At 70.3% G+C, this 17,223-nt stretch carries 16 protein-coding genes, 1 tRNA gene and 1 pseudogene; 4 read left to right on the top strand and 14 right to left on the bottom strand.

Annotated features, from left to right (window positions below; all coding sequences use genetic code 11):
• A pseudogene (locus V7004_RS05455) lies at positions 1-880 on the bottom strand (hypothetical protein); the annotation flags it as partial.
• Positions 881-1,097: 217 nt separating this feature from the next.
• On the opposite strand from V7004_RS05455, the gene V7004_RS05450 reads away from it, so the two are divergent.
• Entirely contained in the window at positions 1,098-1,886 is a 789-nt protein-coding gene (locus V7004_RS05450; RefSeq protein WP_334142628.1) for an SDR family oxidoreductase, read from the top strand.
• A 9-nt stretch (positions 1,887-1,895) separates the two neighbouring features.
• Here the strand turns inward: V7004_RS05450 and V7004_RS05445 are convergent, their stop codons facing one another.
• The 6 genes from V7004_RS05445 to V7004_RS05420 form a co-directional block, all read right to left on the bottom strand.
• The gene (locus tag V7004_RS05445) at positions 1,896-3,275 is read right to left on the bottom strand and encodes a flavin monoamine oxidase family protein (RefSeq protein ID WP_334142627.1); all 1,380 of its coding nucleotides are present in this window, start codon (positions 3,273-3,275) and stop codon (positions 1,896-1,898) included.
• A 39-nt stretch (positions 3,276-3,314) separates the two neighbouring features.
• Positions 3,315-4,259 (bottom strand): hypothetical protein, encoded by a 945-nt coding sequence (locus V7004_RS05440; protein WP_334142626.1) that lies wholly within the window; start codon positions 4,257-4,259, stop codon positions 3,315-3,317.
• A gap of 147 nt (positions 4,260-4,406) precedes the next feature.
• Complete coding sequence (locus V7004_RS05435) at positions 4,407-5,114, bottom strand: hypothetical protein (RefSeq protein WP_334142625.1); 708 nt, start codon at positions 5,112-5,114, stop codon at positions 4,407-4,409.
• A gap of 67 nt (positions 5,115-5,181) precedes the next feature.
• Positions 5,182-5,454 (bottom strand): 2TM domain-containing protein, encoded by a 273-nt coding sequence (locus V7004_RS05430; protein ID WP_334142624.1) that lies wholly within the window; start codon positions 5,452-5,454, stop codon positions 5,182-5,184.
• A gap of 21 nt (positions 5,455-5,475) precedes the next feature.
• Entirely contained in the window at positions 5,476-6,576 is a 1,101-nt protein-coding gene (locus V7004_RS05425; protein WP_334142623.1) for a Zn-dependent alcohol dehydrogenase, read from the bottom strand.
• A 9-nt stretch (positions 6,577-6,585) separates the two neighbouring features.
• Positions 6,586-7,839, bottom strand: a complete 1,254-nt coding sequence (locus tag V7004_RS05420; protein WP_334142622.1) for a cytochrome P450 — start codon at positions 7,837-7,839, stop codon at positions 6,586-6,588.
• Positions 7,840-7,890: 51 nt separating this feature from the next.
• On the opposite strand from V7004_RS05420, the gene V7004_RS05415 reads away from it, so the two are divergent.
• From V7004_RS05415 to V7004_RS05405, 3 genes are read left to right on the top strand one after another with little or no spacing between them, the layout of a single operon-like run.
• Positions 7,891-8,679 carry an inositol monophosphatase family protein gene (locus V7004_RS05415; RefSeq protein WP_334142621.1) on the top strand — a complete coding sequence of 263 codons (789 nt, stop codon included), beginning with the start codon at positions 7,891-7,893 and terminating at the stop codon, positions 8,677-8,679.
• Positions 8,680-8,707: 28 nt separating this feature from the next.
• Entirely contained in the window at positions 8,708-10,513 is a 1,806-nt protein-coding gene (locus tag V7004_RS05410; RefSeq protein ID WP_334142620.1) for a copper resistance CopC/CopD family protein, read from the top strand.
• A complete protein-coding gene (locus tag V7004_RS05405; protein ID WP_334142619.1) occupies positions 10,513-11,202 on the top strand; it encodes a DUF1775 domain-containing protein in 690 nt (229 codons plus the stop codon). Before V7004_RS05410 ends, V7004_RS05405 begins: the two co-directional genes overlap by 1 nt.
• Positions 11,203-11,268: 66 nt before the next feature.
• Here the strand turns inward: V7004_RS05405 and V7004_RS05400 are convergent, their stop codons facing one another.
• From V7004_RS05400 to gyrA, 7 genes are all read right to left on the bottom strand, one after another.
• Positions 11,269-12,114: a sigma-70 family RNA polymerase sigma factor gene (locus V7004_RS05400; RefSeq protein WP_334142618.1), complete on the bottom strand. Its 846-nt coding sequence runs from the start codon at positions 12,112-12,114 to the stop codon at positions 11,269-11,271.
• A 196-nt stretch (positions 12,115-12,310) separates the two neighbouring features.
• Positions 12,311-13,300: a saccharopine dehydrogenase family protein gene (locus V7004_RS05395; protein ID WP_334142617.1), complete on the bottom strand. Its 990-nt coding sequence runs from the start codon at positions 13,298-13,300 to the stop codon at positions 12,311-12,313.
• A gap of 15 nt (positions 13,301-13,315) precedes the next feature.
• Positions 13,316-13,453 (bottom strand): hypothetical protein, encoded by a 138-nt coding sequence (locus tag V7004_RS05390; RefSeq protein ID WP_208029375.1) that lies wholly within the window; start codon positions 13,451-13,453, stop codon positions 13,316-13,318.
• A gap of 51 nt (positions 13,454-13,504) precedes the next feature.
• A tRNA-Ile gene (locus V7004_RS05385) sits at positions 13,505-13,578 on the bottom strand.
• A gap of 17 nt (positions 13,579-13,595) precedes the next feature.
• Positions 13,596-14,258 (bottom strand): DUF3566 domain-containing protein, encoded by a 663-nt coding sequence (locus V7004_RS05380; RefSeq protein WP_334142616.1) that lies wholly within the window; start codon positions 14,256-14,258, stop codon positions 13,596-13,598.
• A 76-nt stretch (positions 14,259-14,334) separates the two neighbouring features.
• Complete coding sequence (locus tag V7004_RS05375) at positions 14,335-14,646, bottom strand: pilus assembly protein TadG-related protein (RefSeq protein WP_334142615.1); 312 nt, start codon at positions 14,644-14,646, stop codon at positions 14,335-14,337.
• Between the two features lie 102 nt (positions 14,647-14,748).
• Positions 14,749-17,214: a DNA gyrase subunit A gene (gene gyrA, locus V7004_RS05370; RefSeq protein ID WP_334142614.1), complete on the bottom strand. Its 2,466-nt coding sequence runs from the start codon at positions 17,212-17,214 to the stop codon at positions 14,749-14,751.
• Positions 17,215-17,223: the final 9 nt, after the last annotated feature.

The raw sequence follows: 17,223 nt of genomic DNA, 5'->3' as shown, positions 1-17,223 counted from the left end.
GAGTCGTGCTCGGCGGGGTCGGGCCCGGCGGCTGCGGTGGGGGCCCGCCCGGGTTCGAGGGCGGCGTGGGCTCGGGGTTGCTGGCCCGCAGGCGTTCCGCCAGCGCCAGCTGTTCCGCCCGGATCCGGGCTGCGAGCTCCGCGTCGATCGCCGCCAGCGCGTCGGCCTCGGCGAGCTTGGCGCTCAGGCGCTCATCGAGACCGGCCGCGAACTGCTGCTGGCGGGCACGTGCCGCTTCGTAGTCGGCGAGCCGGCGCTCGGCGTCCGCCGCCTGCTCCTCGGCTTCGGCCTTGGCCTGCTCGGCGGCGCGCTGCTCCTGCTCGAGCTCACGTTGGGCAGCCCGCAACTGGTCGATCAGATCGCTGGCGCGCACCGCTCGGGCCGAGAGCAGCGCTTCCTTCTCTGCGGCCTGGGTGGCGGTGTCGGCCTTGAGACGGTCGAGGAGGTCATGCCCCGGCGGCTCGACGTAGGCCTCGACCGCCACCTGGGCCATGCGGGACCGAAGGGCGTCGACCTCCTCGGCTTTCCGGTCGGCGGAGGCCTGCGCCTCCCACCACCGTTTCACCGCTTCGTCTGCGTTCCGGCGGGCATCAGCCAGCCGGACCTGTTCGGCTCTCACATTGGCCTCGATGTCGCGCAGAGCCCGATCGATGGCCGCATCGTCGGCCTGGAGGGTGTCGATCTGCAGCGCGAGCTCGGCCCGCTGGCTGCGTACCCGTTCCCGCTCGCTCGCCGCATCCGCGCTTCGGGCTGCGGCCGGCGAGGGCGCCACCGGGGTCGTGATCAGGACGCCCACGAGCACGCCCACCATCACCAACGGGCTGCGCCGCACGCGGGAGGTCCGCGACACAGGCCGGTTCGCCTGGGGGCGTGGCGGCATCGCTTCCTCCTCGTGCTCGCACTCGACCGGAGAGAGCAACCCCTCGTGCGCCACGAAGCACGGCCCACGACCCGCCCGCAGGTCGTCTTAAGCTAGTTCATCGGCATCTCCGGGGGAAGGGTTGAGCCGGTCACCACCAGGCATCACGAGCGTGGGGGGCGCGCCGGTTCGGCCCGCACCGGCGGAGCGGGGCGCCGCCCTCCACTAGCGTGCGGCCATGCTGCTGGATCGCTTCCGTCTCGAGGACCACGCCGCCATCATCACCGGTGCCGGCCGAGGAATCGGCAGGGCCTGTGCCCTCGCTCTGGCCGAACAGGGGGCCGACGTGGTGCTCACCGCCCGCACCGAATCCCAGCTCGACGAGGTTGCCGCAGAGGTGAGCGCCCTCGGCCGGCGCGCCGTCGTGGTTCCCGCCGACGTGAGCGACACCTCCACCCTCAGCGGGGTCGTCGATGCCGCGATCGCTGAGCTCGGCCGGGTCGACATCGTGGTCAACAACGCCGGCGGGACCGAGCCCCGGGCCCTGCTCGACACCTCCGAGCGATTCCTCGAGTCCGCGTTCCACTTCAACGTCAGCACCGCGTTCACCCTCACCAAGCTGGCGGTGCCGCACATGCTCGCGGCTGGCGGCGGTTCCGTGGTGAACATCTCCTCGGCGATGGGCCGGCTGACCGCTCGCGGGTTCGCCGCCTACGGCACCGCGAAGGCTGCGCTGGCACACCTCACCCGGTTGATGGCGGCCGATCTCGCGCCCCGGATCCGGGTCAATGCGGTGGCTGTCGGCTCCACCGCCACGTCGGCCCTCGAGGTGGTACTCACCAATGATGAGCTGCGCGACGCCATGATCGCCAAGACCCCGCTCAAACGCCTCGGTGAGCCGGAGGACATCGCGCTGGCCGTGCTCTACCTGGCCAGCGCGGCTGGCTCCTACCTGACGGGCAAGGTCCTGGAGGTGGACGGTGGCATCGAGACCCCGAACTTCGATCTGGGCCTGCCGGATCTCTGACCCTCGTCCTCAGGTGGTGCGAGCGAGCTGCGCCTCCACCTCCCGCACTGCCCGCTCGCCGGATTCGATGGCCCCATCCATGTAGCCCGTCCACACCAGCGCGGTCTCGGTGCCGGCCCAGTGGATCGGACCCACCGGCCGGCGCAGCGCCGGCCCGAACTGGGTGAGCACCCCTGGCGGGAGATGGGCCCCGTAACAACCGCGAGTCCACTCCTCCGCCTGCCAGTCGTGCGCGACGAACTCGACCGTGCGCCGAGCCCGATCACCGAAGAAGCGCGCCAGCGACTCCACCACCTTGGCCTGCAGCTCGGCCGGGGAGACCCGGCCGAGCTCCACCGCGGCGCGGCCCTCGACGAAGGCGAGCAACACTCCCGGACTTCCCCCCGGCGGCGAGTTGTCGAACGTCACCTTCACCGGGGGTTGGCTGGTGGCGACCTGGCCGTTGAGTCCGTCGTGCCGCCAGAACGGCTCGTCGTAGAGAACCTGGCACTTGATCACCGCGCCGGCGGGCATCCGCTGAGTGAGCAGGTCACGATCGGCCGGCAGCGGTGGTGCGTAGGCGACGCGCCCGGCCAGCGTCGGCGGCACCGCGACGATCGCTCGGCGGGCCCGCACGGCGAGACCGTCGGCCACCACCCGCACGCCGCCACCCGGGCCGGCGTCCGTCCCGTGATCGATGCGGCGCACAGGGTGACCGAGTCGGACCCGCTCACCCAGCTCGGTGGCCAACCCGATCGCGAGCTGCTGCGCGCCACCGTCGAGCCGGTCCTGTTGCGCGCCGCCCCGGGTGCCGATGAGCCGGTCCACCCCCTGGCCAGCGTGGATGTACGCCAGCGCGTGCAGCAGGGAGAAGGACGAGGCATCAGCCGCGAAGACGGCGTCGGCGATGATGCGGAAGTACTCGCGCCCTCCAGCGGTGCGGGCGCTGCGCCGGATCCAGGACTCGAAAGTCATCGAGTCCCAGACTGGGGCCTTCGGTGCATCCCAGGGCCGGTCGAGGGGCACCTTGCGGGCGAGGCGGTCGAGCCGCAGCTGGGCCTGCAGGGCATCGGCCAGGACGTGCGGGGGCAGCTTCGGTACCGATCCGCGGTAGCGGCCCAGGCTGGGCCCGATCCCCGCCAGGCTGTCGCCGGAGGTCCAGGTGGGGAAGCTCGACAGGCCGAGCTCGGCCACCAGGGCCAACACCCGATCCTGTCCCGGTCCCACCCACTGGCCCCCGAGGTCGAGCACGACGCCGTCTCCGACGTCCCGGGAGAGCGTGCGACCGCCGACCCGGTCACGGGCCTCCACCACCAGGACTTCCCGGCCCGAGCGGTGAAGCCGCCGGGCCGCCGACAGGCCGGCCAGACCGGCTCCCACCACCACTACGTCAGCATCGAGCTGCTCCACCCCGGCATCATCGCGCCCCTTACGACGCGCTTCCCGCCGCTAGACGGGATCGGCGCTGACGCCTGGGTCAGCACCCGGCGGTCCGATCAGGACCGCGATCGGATCGCCTCGCAACCGGGCGGCGGTGATCGCCTCCCACAGCCCGTCATCCACCCCCTCGATGCCCCGGGCCTCACGGATGTCTCCTCCCGAGACCGCCGCCTCCGCCAGGTCATCCCTCCCCGCGGCGCGCAGTTGGCTGGCCAGACGCTCCTGCGCCGCCACCAGCCACGCCCGCTGCTCGGTCGTGAGCGGGTCCCAGCGGGCGATCTCTTCGAGGGTGCCGCTGACGACGGGACCTTGCTCCATCTCGGTGACCGCGGATCCCATCGCCACCCACACCACGTACTGGGGCGGGTGATCGCTGGCTCGGCGCGACCCGCCGAACTTGAACACCAGATCGTCGTCGACGACGACCGGGACCCCGGCCCGCTCGAGCTGCAGCCTCAGGGCGTCCCCCACCGAGGCGTCGCGGGTGCCTCGGAACCGCACCAGCGCCGGCCCCGGTCGGGGGGCGCGGGCCACGAGCTCACCGACGACGGGTTCCACCTGCACGTACCACTCGCCATCCGGCGTACCCACCCGGCCCACGCCATCGATCGTCCGCACCGAGAAACCGAGCGTGGCGGCGAGCGCCCCGGCTGCCAGCACCGCGCCGGCACGGAGTTGCCGGCTCCGGCCTTGGCGCGGGTGGCGGGCCAGCACGCTCGAGCATCCGCACCACAGGGACCAGGCGATCGAGACCCACCAGAGCGCACCGATCACCCACCACCAGCGGATCAGGTAGTTGTAGACGTCGCCCGTGATCCGCGAGACCGAGAGCACCCCGGCGACGGCGGCCACGGCCACGACCGCCTGGAACCGCAGGGCTGCCAGCGATCGGCTCCGCCATGCCACCCAGGCCGCGAACCCGAACGCCAACGCCGGCACCAGCAGAGCCGGCATCGGGGCCGATTCCACCGATCCGTCGGCGGGAACCACGATCTCCCGGCCACCCATCCACGGTGCCACTTCCCCCAGCTCACGGGCAGCGATCCCCACCGCCCGCCCGAGCCCGGCCGTAGCCTCCCCACCACGCCCGAAGTAGCTCAGCTATGCCGAGGCGTTGCCGGCGCCGGCCACCTGGTCGACCAGGACAGGCGCCCAGATCAGGGCCAGCAGCACGCCGGCCACCACCAGGACGCGGGCCCGCCGGCGCCGCCGGTTCCGTGACCCCAGCACGAAACCCAGGCCCGCAACCGCCCACAACACGCCGACGAGCAGCGCGAAGCCCACATGACTCTGGACGAGGAACGACCCGACCACCACCGACGCCACGAGTGCAGCGCCGTCACCTTCGACCGCGGACCAGCACAACATCACCAGCAGGCCGAAGGGCAGGACCGTCACCGATGGGTTCCACGGGTCACGCAGAAACGACGGACCGAGGTGGGTCATCACCAGCGCGAGTGCCACGGCCGTGCCTCCCAGCAGCACGAAGCCCCCTCGCCTCCAGGCCACCACCGCCATCCCCGCCACGGCCAGCGCGTTGATGATGGCCGCCGCGAACAACAGTGAGCCCGACGCCGAACCCGAGAGACGGTACGGCACCGCGAGCAGCCAGAACAGCAACGGTCCCGGATGGTTCCAGCCGAATCGCGAGTACGGACCGATCAGCGGGGTCGCGCTGCTCCCGACATCGCGGGTGCGCAGCTCAAGCACCGCCCAGTCACCGGTCGGCAGCCACTCCCGCCGCCACCCGGCCACGCCCGACACCAGCACCGGGGCCACCACGAGCGCGGCCACGAGGAACCCGAACACCCCCGGCCAGTGTTGGCGCGCCCAGGTGCCGGCGCGGTGGCTCAAGGGCGACACGGCGTTCGCGCCGTCACTCGACGACGTCGCCGCCTCGCTGCATCTCGCGGGTCACGTCCTCCTCGGTGATGGGCTTCTGCCCGTACACCGTCCAGGCGTGCATGGCCAGCCCGAAACCCCAACCGCCGATGACGAAGATGGGCCAGAAGAAGTTGGCTCCCGTCACCGCCCAGATCACGACCAGGAAGGCGTTCACGACCACGTAGCTGACGAGGTTGGTGCGCAAGTCGCGCTTGGCCTTCAGCCGGCGGATCGCCGCTTCACGCCGGGGGTCGGTGTCGCTCATCTCGCCATCTTGCCACCAGGCCTACAGCGAGAGCACCGTCCGGATGCCACGGGCCTGGCGCAGGTCGGCCAACGCCTCGTTGACCTCAGCGAGAGGACGGCGGGCCGTGACCAGCCCGTCGAGATCGAGACGCCCGGCCTGCCACAGGGCGACCAAGCGGGGGATGTCGCGCCCGGCGTGCACGCTGCCGAGCAGCGATCCGACGAGCTTTTTCTCCGTGGTCTGGAACAGCGCGACCGGTGAGATGGTGAGCGGCTCGTCGATCGGGGGGACACCCACGATGACGGTGGTGCCACCGGCGCGGGTGGCCTGGAGGCAGGTCTCGAGCAACGCCACCTTCCCGGCGGCCTCGAACGCGTAGTCGACGCCGATGCCGCGGGTGAACTCGAGCGCCGCGGCGACCACGTCGGTCTCGGCGGGGTCGAGCTCGTCGGTGGCGCCGAAACGGCGTGCTGCCTCGCGCCGGGCAGCCACCGGGTCGCTCACCACGATCCGGCTCGCGCCGGCGAGCACCGCGCCCTGCACGATCGACAGGCCCACCCCACCGAGGCCCGTTACCAGCACGGTGGCGCCGGGCTCCACCTTCGCGGTGTTGATCACCGCGCCGACCCCGGTCTGCACGGCGCAGCCGATGACACAGGCCACATCCAGCGGGACTCCCTCGGGGATCCGCACCGCGGCCGCCTCCTGCACCGTCACCAGCTCCCCGAAGGCTCCCACGCCGAGTCCCCGGTAGAGCAGACCGCCCTGCCGACTGAGGCGGGTGCCACCGTGGGGCAGGGTGCTGGTCATCAAGCCCGAGCTGTTCACGCAGATGCTGAACTCCCCCCGCTGGCACCAGTAGCAGGACCCGCACGGTGGGCACGCGGTGAGCACGACCGGGTCGCCCGGCGCGACGGCACGAACCCCCGCTCCCACCTCCTCGACGACCCCTGCCGCTTCGTGACCGAGGATGCTCGGCACGGGGGCGGGGAGCAGACCGTCGACGACACTGAGATCGGAATGGCACACGCCACAGTGGTGCACCCGCACCCGCACCTCGCCGGCGGCCGGCGGCTCGATCTCCACGTCGTCGTAGATGCGAAGCGGTTGGCCGTACGCCTCCAGGACAGCGGCACGCATGGTTCGACCCTAGCCAGCCCGGGCTCGAGCCGTGGTGGGCGTGAAGGTCAGCGGCAGCTCCTCCAGGCCTCGCAGGACGATGCGGTTGTTCCACCGGGGCTGATCGGTGGCGAGGTCCAGGTCGGGGAAACGGCGCACCAGCGTGCCGATGGCCACCTGGCCCTCCAGCCGGGCGAGTGCGGCGCCCAGGCAGTGGTGGATGCCGCTGCCGAACGCCAGGTGCCGGCCCGCGGTCGCCCGCCGCACATCGAGCTGGTCCGCATCATCGCCGAACACGGCCGGATCGTGATTCGCCGAGCCCAGGCAGGTCATGACGAACCGGCCCGGCTCGATGACCCGATCGCCGAAACGGACCTCTTCCCGTGTGATCCGGCGCGAGAACTGCACCGGACTGTCGTAGCGGAGAAGCTCATCCACCGCGTTGGCATCGAGCGAGTGATCGCGCTGCAGCAGTTCGAGCTGGGGCCGGTTCCGCAGCAGGGCCAGCACCCCGTTGCCGATCAGGTTGACGGTGGTCTCGTGTCCGGCGACGAACAGGAGGCTGACCTGGTCCGTGAGCTCTTCCGAGGAGAGCACGTCGCCGCCCTCCTCAGCGGTGATGAGCGCGGAGAGAAGGTCCTCGGCCAAGTGGTCCCGCTTCCAGCGGATCACCTCGGCGATGTGGTCGAACATGTGCTCCGCGGCCGTCACCGCCGATCTCATCTCTTCGGGTGTGAGGATGGGGTCCAGCATCTTGACCATCGCATGCGACCACTCGCGCAGCTGGAGGCGGTCGGCTTCGGGCATGCCCAGCATCTCCGAGATCACGGTGAACGGGAGCGGGAACGCGAGGTCGGCGATGAGATCCATCCGGCCCTCGGTCGTGACCTCGTCGAGGAGCTCGTCGACCAGCTCCTGCACCGTCCCCCGGAGCTGCTCGACCCGGCGCGGCGTGAACACCTTCGACATCAGGCTGCGCAGTCGGGTGTGGTCGGGGGGATCGACGAAGAGGATGCCCGTGCTCTCCCGAGGGCTGCGATCCGGGAACAGCTCCTGGAACATCCGCAGTCGCTCGGCCCGGGCCTCGGTGGACAGCTCGTGTTCGTTCGCGAGGTCCACACTGGTGCGAGGGTTGCGCAGGAGCGCGAAGCAGTCGTCGTAGTCGAAGAGCATCCACAGGCCCAAGGGACTGAGGTGGACCGGGTCCTGCTCTCGGAGCTGCCGGTACTGGTGATAGGGGTCATCGAAGAACCCCGGCTCGAACGGGTTGAACACGACGGGCATGGCCAGTCCCCTTTCCGGCGAAGCCGACCCTAGCCCTGCCAAGATCAGGCCATGACCTCGATCACACAGGCGCTGCTCGACGAGGCGGTGGCGCTGACCCGGGCCGCGGGTGAGCTGACGCTGCAGTGGTTCCACGAGGAGGAACTGGGGATCGAGCACAAAGGTGACGGCACCCCGGTCACCGCAGCCGACCGGGCCGCAGAACGGTTCCTGCGGGAGCAGCTCGCGGCCCGCCACCCCGATGACGCCGTCATCGGTGAGGAGGAGCCCGACTCCCGCGGTTCGAGCGGGCGCACCTGGATCATCGACCCGATCGACGGCACCAAGGCCTTCACCCATGGTGTTCCCCTCTACAGCAACCTGCTGGCGCTCTATGACCACGAGGGCCCCGCGGTCGGGGTCATCAACCTCCCCGCACTCGGCGAGACGGTGTACGCGGCGCGCGGCCTCGGCTGCTTCTTCGACGGGCGACCCGCACGGGTCAGCGACCGACCGGCGCTGGACGGTGGCTGTGTGTGCACCTCAGGCCTCGGCACCTGGGCCCCTGAACACCTGGAGGCGGTCCGAGCGTCAGGTGCGCTCCTGCGGACCTGGGGCGACGGCTACGGGTTCGCCCTGGTGGCGACCGGGCGAGCCGAAGCGATGCTCGATCCCCGGGTCGCCATCTGGGACATCGCCCCGATGCCGGTGATCATCAGCGAAGCCGGCGGGCGGTTCACAACCGTCGAGGGCGACGAGCGCCTCACGCTCGACGGGTCCGTCCCGCTGTCGGGTGTCGCCACCAACGGCCGGGTCCACGACGAGGTGCTGGGACTCTTCGATCGGAGCCGACTGTCCTGACCACCCTCTGGTGCGCCACGATGGATCGATGCGCGCCAGCGCCCGCACCAGCACGTCGCTGCGGATCATCACCGCCCTGCTCGCCACGACCACCGTGATCCTCGGCATGCTGCTCGCCGGGGCCACGCCCGCTTCGGCCCACGCGGTCGTCGTCGCCACCGACCCCGCTGGCGGGCAGGTCCTCACTGAGCCACCGGGCAGGGTCACCGTGCAGTTCAGTGAACGGGTCTCGACGGATCTGGGCGGTCTCCGGGTCCTCGACACCGAGGGTGACCAGGTCGACAGCGGCGACAGCACGCTCTCCGGCTCCGGTGAGACCCTGACGGTGTCACTCCCCCCCGGACTGGCGGACGGCACCTACGTCGCAAGCTACCGGGTGGTCTCTGCCGACGGCCACCCGATCAGCGGTGCGTTCGTCTTCGGCGTCGGTGAAGGCACCGAGATCGACGAGGCCCGGGTCGCTCCGCTCACCTCCGCGGGCGACACCGCCTACGACGTCGCGGCCACCGTCAGCCGGTTCGTGACCTACGTGGCTGCCTTGCTGGCAGCCGGCCTGGCCGTCTTCCTGGCATTCGTCCACGACCAGCGCGCGGACCGCTGGGCGCTGACCCCCGTGGTGCGCGTCGCCGCGCTCGTCGCGGGTCTGTCCACCGTCACCACCATCGGGCTGCAGGCGGCGCTCACCACCGGTCGAGGGCTCGCGGCCATGACCGATCTCGCCACCCTTCGGGGCGCGCTGGCCGAAGGCCTCGGCTGGCAATCCGTCGTCCTGCTCGTCGGGCTGGCCGTCGTGCACGTCTCCACCGACACCACCCGCCTGGTCGTCGCTCAAGTGCTGGCCTTCTACGGCGCGCTCGCGGTCGCCGTGGCCTTCATCTTCTGGGGTCACAGCCGCCAGGCACCGGACGTGGCGGTGTCACTCGCGGCTGATGCCCTGCATGCCATCACGGCCGCGGTGTGGTTCGGCGGGTTGGTCGGGCTCGCCCTCCTCCTGCGGCGGCGGCTCAGAGACGCGCCGGAGGATCCTCAGGTGCTGCGTTCCACGGCCGCCGTGGTGGCACGCTTCTCCAGCCTGGCGGCGGTCACGCTCGTCCTGCTGGTGCTGGCAGGGGCGGTCCTCGCCTGGCAGGAGGTGGGCTCCCGCTCGGCGTTGGGATCCACCGCCTACGGGCGCCTCGTGCTGGCGAAGGTCTTCGCCACCCTCGCCATCGTCGGCATCGCCGCCTACAACCGCTCCCGTCTCGTACCCGACATCGAGGCCGACCTGCGTGATCAGGACGATGGCGATCTCCGGGAGGGACCCGGGCCCACCGCGATCGAGGAGCCCGTCGAGGCAGGGTCGCCGACCGTCCTCGCCCCGACCGTCCAGACCGGTTCGCGCTCACCCGCGTGGTCACGGCTCGCGACGACCGTGCGGGTCGAAGCGCTGGGCATCCTGGTGGTCTTGGCGATCACCTCCCTGCTCGTCTACACCACACCCCCCCGCGACGCGATCGCCACCAGCCCCGTGGTCTTCAACCAGACCCTGCCGGCAGGCTCCTACCAGGTCAACCTGGTCGTCACCCCCGCTGCGGTGGGCCCGAATGCGATGCACGTGCAGTACCTCGACCAGTCGGGTCGACCCGTCGACACGCCCCGCTCGCTGACGGTGGAGCTCGAGTTGCCCGAGCGCGGCGTCGGCCCGCTACGCCTGGAAGTGCCGCGAGCCGGCCCCGGGCACTTCCTGGTGAGCGATGCCGACATGCCGCTGACCGGCACCTGGGACGTCACCCTCGTCGCCCGGCTCACCGACTTCGACCTGCAACGGACGACTTTCCGCGTGAGGATCACCTGATGAGCGCATGGAACGCCCCCACCACCCGAGTCAACGGCTTCGTGCGAGCCGTGTGCTCGGTGTTTGCCGCCCTCACCGTCTCGGTGCTGCTCCCGTCGGTGGCCGCAGCGCACGTGAACGCCAAGGCGACACAGGTCACCGACGACGGGATCGCCACCGTCGAGTTCACCTTCGACCATGGCTGCCAGGGTCAGCCCACCAACGCACTGCGCGTGCAGATCCCGAGCAACGTCGCCGACGTGACCCCCCAACCACAACCGGGCTGGGTGGTCGACCTCGGGCCCGACCAGTTCGGCTGGAGCGGCGGGTCGGTGCCCGACCACCAGCGCATCACCTTCACCGCCACGATGCGAGTGTGGGGCGAGGCCAGCGAGACGATCTGGCTGAAGACCATCCAGCAGTGCGGTGACCTCGAGGAGGCCTGGGTGGAGGTACCCGCTCCCGGCGCCGCGGAGCCACCCAACGTCGCCCCCTCGATCACGCTGCCTCGCTCCATCGCCCCACCCAGCACCACGACCACTACCACGGCACCGGCCTCCACCGCGCCACCCTCGACTGCTGCAGACTCGGCGATCACCGAAGAGGGCTCCCCCGCCAGCACCGCGGGGCTGGCGGTGTTCGGTGTGGTGGTCGCCGTCATCATCGGCGGAGCAGCGGTGCTCTACCTCCGCCACCGCCGCCGCGGATGACCACTCACCCGGCGGGGTGGGTAGCGGCGCGGGACCGGCAGCTTCGACCCCAGGAGCAGACCCCGCCTAGACCGCAACCGGGGTGAGCCGGCTCCGCCACGCGCTGGCATCCGCGATCGCGGCCGCGTAGCTGGCCTTCCGGCGGGCCACCCGCCCGCTCGCCTGCTCCGGAGCGGCCACCGGGCCCGAGTACTGGGCTTCGATGCCCTCCTTGAGCATGGCCAGGGCCTCGGAGCGCAGCTGGGACACTCGCGATTCGGTCACCCCGAGGAAGCGAGCGAGCTCCTGCGAGCTGCGACCTTCGAGGAAGTAGCCGACGATCACCAGCCGTTGCCGCTCCGGCAGGAGCTCCACGGCGTCACGCAGGTAGGCGTGGAGCTCGCGGGTCTCGAGCTCCTCCAGGGGCTCGACCTGGGCCCGGTCGCACAGGACGTCGACCAGGGTGAGGTCCTCGTCGCTGTCGTCGGTCACCTCGTGCTCGAGGGCCAGGACCACCGACCGGAACAGCCGGTCCTGCAGCCGGGCCAACTCGGCCTGGGTCATACCCAGCGCCTCAGCCATCTCCGCCGGACCTGGCAGCCGACCCAACTGGGTGGCAAGTCGCTGTTCGACCGACTCGAGCTTCCGAGCGAGCGTGCGCACCGAGCGGGGAGCCCAATCGGCGGCTCGCACGGCATCGAGGATCGCTCCGCGGATCCGCTGCGCGGCGAAACGGTCGAAGGGCACACCCCGGGCTTCGTCATACCGGCGGGCAGCCTCGACCAGTCCGAGCGCGCCGGCTCGTGCCAGCTCGTCCCGATCGACGTGGCGCGGAAAGTGCACGGCAACCTGGAACACGATGTGCTTCACGAGGGGGAGATGCTCTTCGATCAACGCGGTGAGATCGTGCGCCTCGCCCTTGTCGCTTCGCATGCGGACCCTCCCAGTCACAACGCCCAGAGGTTTTCGTCCACCACGGAGCGCGACTTTAGGAGAGCAGAGGGCGAAGACCTGAGACGTCATGCATCCGAAACACGACGGCGCGCGCTACGTGTCGCGAGGGATGGCCGGCCGCGCGAAACGTGACCAAGACTAGGTCAAACGCACTAGAAGAGCGGTTGCTGGAGCCTCACGGCGCATCGCCCTCGAACACCGCGGCACGCACGCCGCGGCGGCCCAGCTCGAGCAGGAACGGGAGCGGTTCGGCCAGCTCAGCGAGACCGGCAGCCCCATGGCGTGCGAGCCGGCCTTCGGCTGCCCACCACGCGGCCACCGCCGCGACCGCGCCCGCTGCCACCGCCGGCCGGTCCATCACACCGAACACGGCCACGTCACGAGCGCAACCTCGTCGACCCCGGATCTCCACCCGCACCGCACCTGGACCACCTTCGGGATGGGTTGGCCAGAGCATCGGTAGACGAGCGGTGAGCCGGTCGCGACGGGTGGCGGCCACGCGAGAGGTCACCCGCTGGACACCCGGGAAGGCCGGGACGAGCAGCAAGGCGTCGGGGAGCGCAGCGCGGTAGCAGTCCTGCGCGCCGACCGGATCAGGAAACCAGGCCAGCTCCCGCCCCGACATCGGAGGTCGTTGTACCCAGCCACCCTCGCGCCAGTCGAGGGCCATCCGACCGAGCGCGCGGTGGTGCTGGCGGGCACAGGCCGGCCCGCCGGTGCCGACCTTGGCGACGTGAACCTCGTCGACCGTGTCGAAGCGGCGCGCACCGTGCGCCGCGAGCACGCACGTGAGCCCAGGTGCGAACCCAGCCCCGACCACCACCGATCGGCCCCGTTCCCGCGCCTCGCTGTCGAGCTCGAGCAACGCCCGCACGTCCCGAAGGTCGTCGCTCACCGAGACGACGTGCTGGTTGGCCCGCAGGAACCGGGCTGCGAGGACGTCATGGGCGCCTGGATCCCCGGCCAGCACGACCACGTCCGCGTCGAGAGGCTCGAGCAACCCGGACGAGTCGGCAATCGCACCTTCCCCGAGCGACCGGGCCACGTCCTCCAGGCGGGACCGGTTCGGGTCGCGCAGCACCACCTCGGACACCTGCTCGGTCGACACGAGCTGGCGTGCCAGGCGGGTACCCACCGCACCCGCCCCCAGGACGGCGACACGCATCGTCGGGACCGCCGGTCAGCTCAGCTCGGGGCCAGCCAGCTCTCGCCAGCCCCCGTCCTTGGGCGGGGTGCCGCCCGTGCCTCGCAACCGCAAGATCGCCGCGACGATGCCTGCGAGGCCGACGGCGATCAGTGCCTTGCGGACCATCTTCATGGGCGGTCTCCGGAGGTGGTCGAGCGCTGCAGCCAGGCATGCGCCGGGGGGTGGGGCTAGCTGGAATCGAACCAGCGACCTCATCCTTATCAGGGATGCGCTCTAACCGACTGAGCTATAGCCCCGTACCGGACGATGAACGCTAGCGGACGCGATCGGCGGCCGGCGAGCCCGAACGGGCCGTCGCGCGCCGAGCCCACCGAGCCGGCAGCCTGCCGCCGGGCAGATCGTCGGTGGTGACCGGACGAGCGGTCTCGAGCTCGACCACCGCTAGGCGGATCCCGCCGGTGAGCTCGCTGATCAGGTTGAACAGCAGGACCAGCAAGACCGTCATCGTCGTGCCGGCGACGACGAAGACCGCCCCGGCGATCACCGAGGCGCGCAGCACCGTCCCTCCGTCGATCGAGAACGATTCCAGCGACAGCAACTCGGCCAGGAAGCTCTCGGCGTTGTCGAGCAGGCCACCAGAGAGCGCCATCCGCCACAGGATCACGCCGGCCACCGTGGTCACCAACCAGAGGCAGCTGTAGAAGACCAGTGACACCCGCAGCACCGACCACAGGCGGACTCGCCGGACGAGCCGCTCGACCTGCCGGGCCTCCAGCGGCACCCCGGTGGGGATCGACGTGGGCTGCGGGCGGCTCGAGGTCTCCTCGCCATACCGTTCTCCGTTGACCCCACCGCCGTGGGCCGTCGCACCGACCGGGGGATCGAGGATCGCCTCCGACACCACCACCGACGCCGCCAGCTCGTCGAGGAACGCGTCGTCGCCCGCCGCTCGGGCGGGGAGGGGATCGGTCGGCATCGCCCGGAAGTGTACGGGATCACGGAGGGTGAGCCCCTCGGCACCGTCCAGGTGATCAACCGACGACAGCCGCGCTTCAGCCTCCTCGGGCGGCCCGTGCTGACGCATGGGAGCCCCCTACCCGGACCGTGACCTCCACAACACGTTCAACGCGCACGAAGCGCACGAGCACCCCACCGTTCGCCTCCGCCAACGACCTGGCGTCCGCCTCGGTGCCGCTCACCCCCGCCAGAGCCGCCGCATCGGCGGCGTTGCGGGCCCGGGCTCGCTCCCCGGCGGTCGCCGCCACCCGAGCGATCAGCAACATCCCAACGGCGGCGACGATCACCACCAGCGCGAGCAGCGGAGCCACCTGCCCGGTGTCAGCGCAGGCTCGACCGTCCGCCACTCGTGTAGCCCGTCTTCCTCCCATCCGCGTGTCCTTCCGGTATCGACAGCAGGCGGGGGAAGAGACAACCGGCTCGAGCCGGCGGTACGGGCGACCGAGTGATCAGTTCTGATCGTCGTCGGCTTGCAGCACCGGCGCCGCCGCGGCGACGACCTGGTCAGGATCGAGGTTCATCACCCTCACGCCGGTCGCATCGCGGCCCTGGGACGAGATCTGCCGCACCGGCATGCGGATGACCACCCCGCTCGACGCGATCACGAAGATCTCGTCGTCGAGGCCGACCATGAACGCGGAGACCACCTCGCCCTTCTTCGCCGTGAGCTTGATGCCGCGCACCCCCTGACCCCCGCGGCCCTGCCGGTTGAACTTGTCGAGCTGGGTGCGCTTGCCGTATCCGCCATTGGTGACGATCAGGATGCTGGCGTCGTCGCGAGCCACGTCACAGGAGACGACCTGGTCGCCTTCCTTGAGCCGCATGCCGCGCACGCCGGCCGCCGCCCGTCCCATGGCCCGCACCTCCTCTTCGGAGAAGCGGATCGCCATGCCCTTGCGGCTCACGAGGAAGATGTCGTCGGTGCCGTTGGTGGGGATCACCTTCACCAGTTCGTCACCCTCGCGAAGGTTCAGTGCGATCAGGCCGGTTCGCAGCGACGAGTCGTACTCGGTGAACTTCGTCTTCTTGACCTGGCCGTTCTTGGTGCAGAAGAACAGGAACCGGTTCGTCTCGTAGTCCCGGGTGTCGATGATCGACTGGATCGTCTCTCCCGGCTGGAGCGGGAGCAGGTTCACGATCGCTGTGGCCCGAGCCGTGCGCTCCTTCATCGGGATCTCGTGCGCCTTCAGCCGGTACACCCGCCCACGACTGGAGAAGAAGAGCAGGTAGGCGTGCGCGGACGTGTGGATGATGTGGGTGACGTAGTCCTCGTCCTTGAGCTTCGCGCCGGCCACCCCGCGACCTCCTCGGCTCTGGGTGCGGAAGACGTCGGACGCCATGGTCTTGATGTAGCCCTTCGCCGACATCGTCACCACGAGCTCTTCGTCCTCGATCAGGTCCTCGATGTCGAGGTCACCCACATCGAAGGTGATCTGGCTGCGCCTCGGCTCCCCGTATCGCTCCTTGATCTCACCCAGTTCGGTCTTGATCACGCCCCGGAGTCGACCCTCGTCGGACAGGATGGCCTCGAGCTCCGCGATGGTCTCCCGCAGCTCGGCCAGCTCCTCCTCGAGCTGGGTGCGACCGAGACGGGTGAGCCGGGAGAGCTGCATGTCCAGGATGTGCTCGGCCTGTACCTCGCTGAAGGAGAACGGCTCGGCCATCAGCGCTGTGCGCGCCGCGGCCTTGTCGTCGGAAGCCCGGATGGTGGCGATGATCTCGTCAATGAGGTCCAGGGCCTTGATGAGACCCTCGACGATGTGAGCCCGGGCTCGGGCCTTGTCGAGCCGGAACTGCGACCGGCGCGTGATCACCTCGACCTGGTGATCGATGTAAGCGACCAGCGCGTCGCGGAGATTGAGCGTGCGCGGCACCCCGTCGACCAGCGCGACGCAGTTGACCGCGAAGTTCGTCTGCAGCGGCGTGCGCTTGTAGAGGTTGTTGAGCACCACGAGCGCGGGCGCGTCTTTCTTGAGCTTGACCACCAACCGGAGCTGGCCCTTGGCGGACTCGTTGTTCAAGTCGGCGATGCCGTCGAGCTCACGGGCTTCGACGAGGTCCCGGATCTTCGTGAGCACCGCGTCGGGGCTGACCTGGTAGGGAAGCTCGGTGATGATGATCTGGTCGTTGCGGCTGCCTTCCTGGATCTCGGCCTTGCCCCGGATGCGGATCGAGCCTCGCCCGGTGGTGTACGCGTCGATAATGCCTTGGCGCCCCATGATGAGACCGCCGGTGGGGAAGTCCGGACCGGTCACGAACTGCATGAGGTCCTGCGGGGTGGCGTCGGGGTGGTCCAGAAGATGGATCACCGCGTCGACGACCTCGGCGAGGTTGTGCGGGGGGATGTTCGTGGCCATGCCGACCGCGATGCCCTGGCTGCCGTTGACCAGCAAGTTGGGGAAGCGGGCTGGAAGGACGACCGGCTCGGTGAACTCACCCGAGTAGTTATCCGCGAAGTCGACTGTCTCCTCGTCGATCCCCTCCAGCATCTCCAGTGCGATCGGAGCCAGCCGACACTCGGTGTAGCGCGACGCCGCAGGTGGATCGTCTGGTGAGCCGAAGTTGCCCTTCGGATGGATGAGAGGATGGCGAAGCGAGAAGTCCTGCCCCATCCGGACCAACGCGTCGTAGATCGCGCTGTCGCCGTGCGGGTGGTACTTGCCCATCACCTCGCCCGTGACCCGGGCGCACTTGAGGGTCGGCCGGTCGGGAAGCGCGCGCAGGTCGTACATGCCCCACAGGATCCGGCGGTGCACCGGCTTGAGACCGTCGCGCGCGTCGGGCAACGCCCGCGCCGTGATGACCGACATCGCGTAGTCCAGGAAGGAGCGTTCCATCTCCTCCTGGATCTCGATCTGTTGGATGTTGATACCGGCTCGGTTCTCGCCGTCGTCAGGGGGAGTCATGTCGGTCATGGCAGCGGC

Origin of the sequence: Rhabdothermincola sp. (assembly GCF_036846205.1) — a bacterium.
Classification (GTDB): Bacteria; Actinomycetota; Acidimicrobiia; order Acidimicrobiales; family Acidimicrobilacustridaceae; genus Rhabdothermincola.
The sequence above is the reverse complement of the archived record's forward strand: the minus strand, read 5'-3'. Positions and strand labels throughout refer to the sequence as shown.

Excerpts from the sequence above, each read along its gene's own strand:
- V7004_RS05450 (WP_334142628.1), top strand. The coding sequence starts at position 1,098 with ATGCTGCTGGATCGCTTCCGTCTCGAGGACCACGCCGCCATCATCACC.
- V7004_RS05440 (WP_334142626.1), bottom strand. The coding sequence starts at position 4,259 with ATGCCGGCTCTGCTGGTGCCGGCGTTGGCGTTCGGGTTCGCGGCCTGG.
- V7004_RS05430 (WP_334142624.1), bottom strand. The coding sequence starts at position 5,454 with ATGAGCGACACCGACCCCCGGCGTGAAGCGGCGATCCGCCGGCTGAAG.
- V7004_RS05425 (WP_334142623.1), bottom strand. The coding sequence starts at position 6,576 with ATGCGTGCCGCTGTCCTGGAGGCGTACGGCCAACCGCTTCGCATCTAC.
- V7004_RS05420 (WP_334142622.1), bottom strand. The coding sequence starts at position 7,839 with ATGCCCGTCGTGTTCAACCCGTTCGAGCCGGGGTTCTTCGATGACCCC.
- V7004_RS05415 (WP_334142621.1), top strand. The coding sequence starts at position 7,891 with ATGACCTCGATCACACAGGCGCTGCTCGACGAGGCGGTGGCGCTGACC.
- V7004_RS05410 (WP_334142620.1), top strand. The coding sequence starts at position 8,708 with ATGCGCGCCAGCGCCCGCACCAGCACGTCGCTGCGGATCATCACCGCC.
- V7004_RS05405 (WP_334142619.1), top strand. The coding sequence starts at position 10,513 with ATGAGCGCATGGAACGCCCCCACCACCCGAGTCAACGGCTTCGTGCGA.
- V7004_RS05400 (WP_334142618.1), bottom strand. The coding sequence starts at position 12,114 with ATGCGAAGCGACAAGGGCGAGGCGCACGATCTCACCGCGTTGATCGAA.
- V7004_RS05395 (WP_334142617.1), bottom strand. The coding sequence starts at position 13,300 with ATGCGTGTCGCCGTCCTGGGGGCGGGTGCGGTGGGTACCCGCCTGGCA.
- V7004_RS05390 (WP_208029375.1), bottom strand. The coding sequence starts at position 13,453 with ATGAAGATGGTCCGCAAGGCACTGATCGCCGTCGGCCTCGCAGGCATC.
- V7004_RS05380 (WP_334142616.1), bottom strand. The coding sequence starts at position 14,258 with ATGCCGACCGATCCCCTCCCCGCCCGAGCGGCGGGCGACGACGCGTTC.
- gyrA (WP_334142614.1), bottom strand. The coding sequence starts at position 17,214 with ATGACCGACATGACTCCCCCTGACGACGGCGAGAACCGAGCCGGTATC.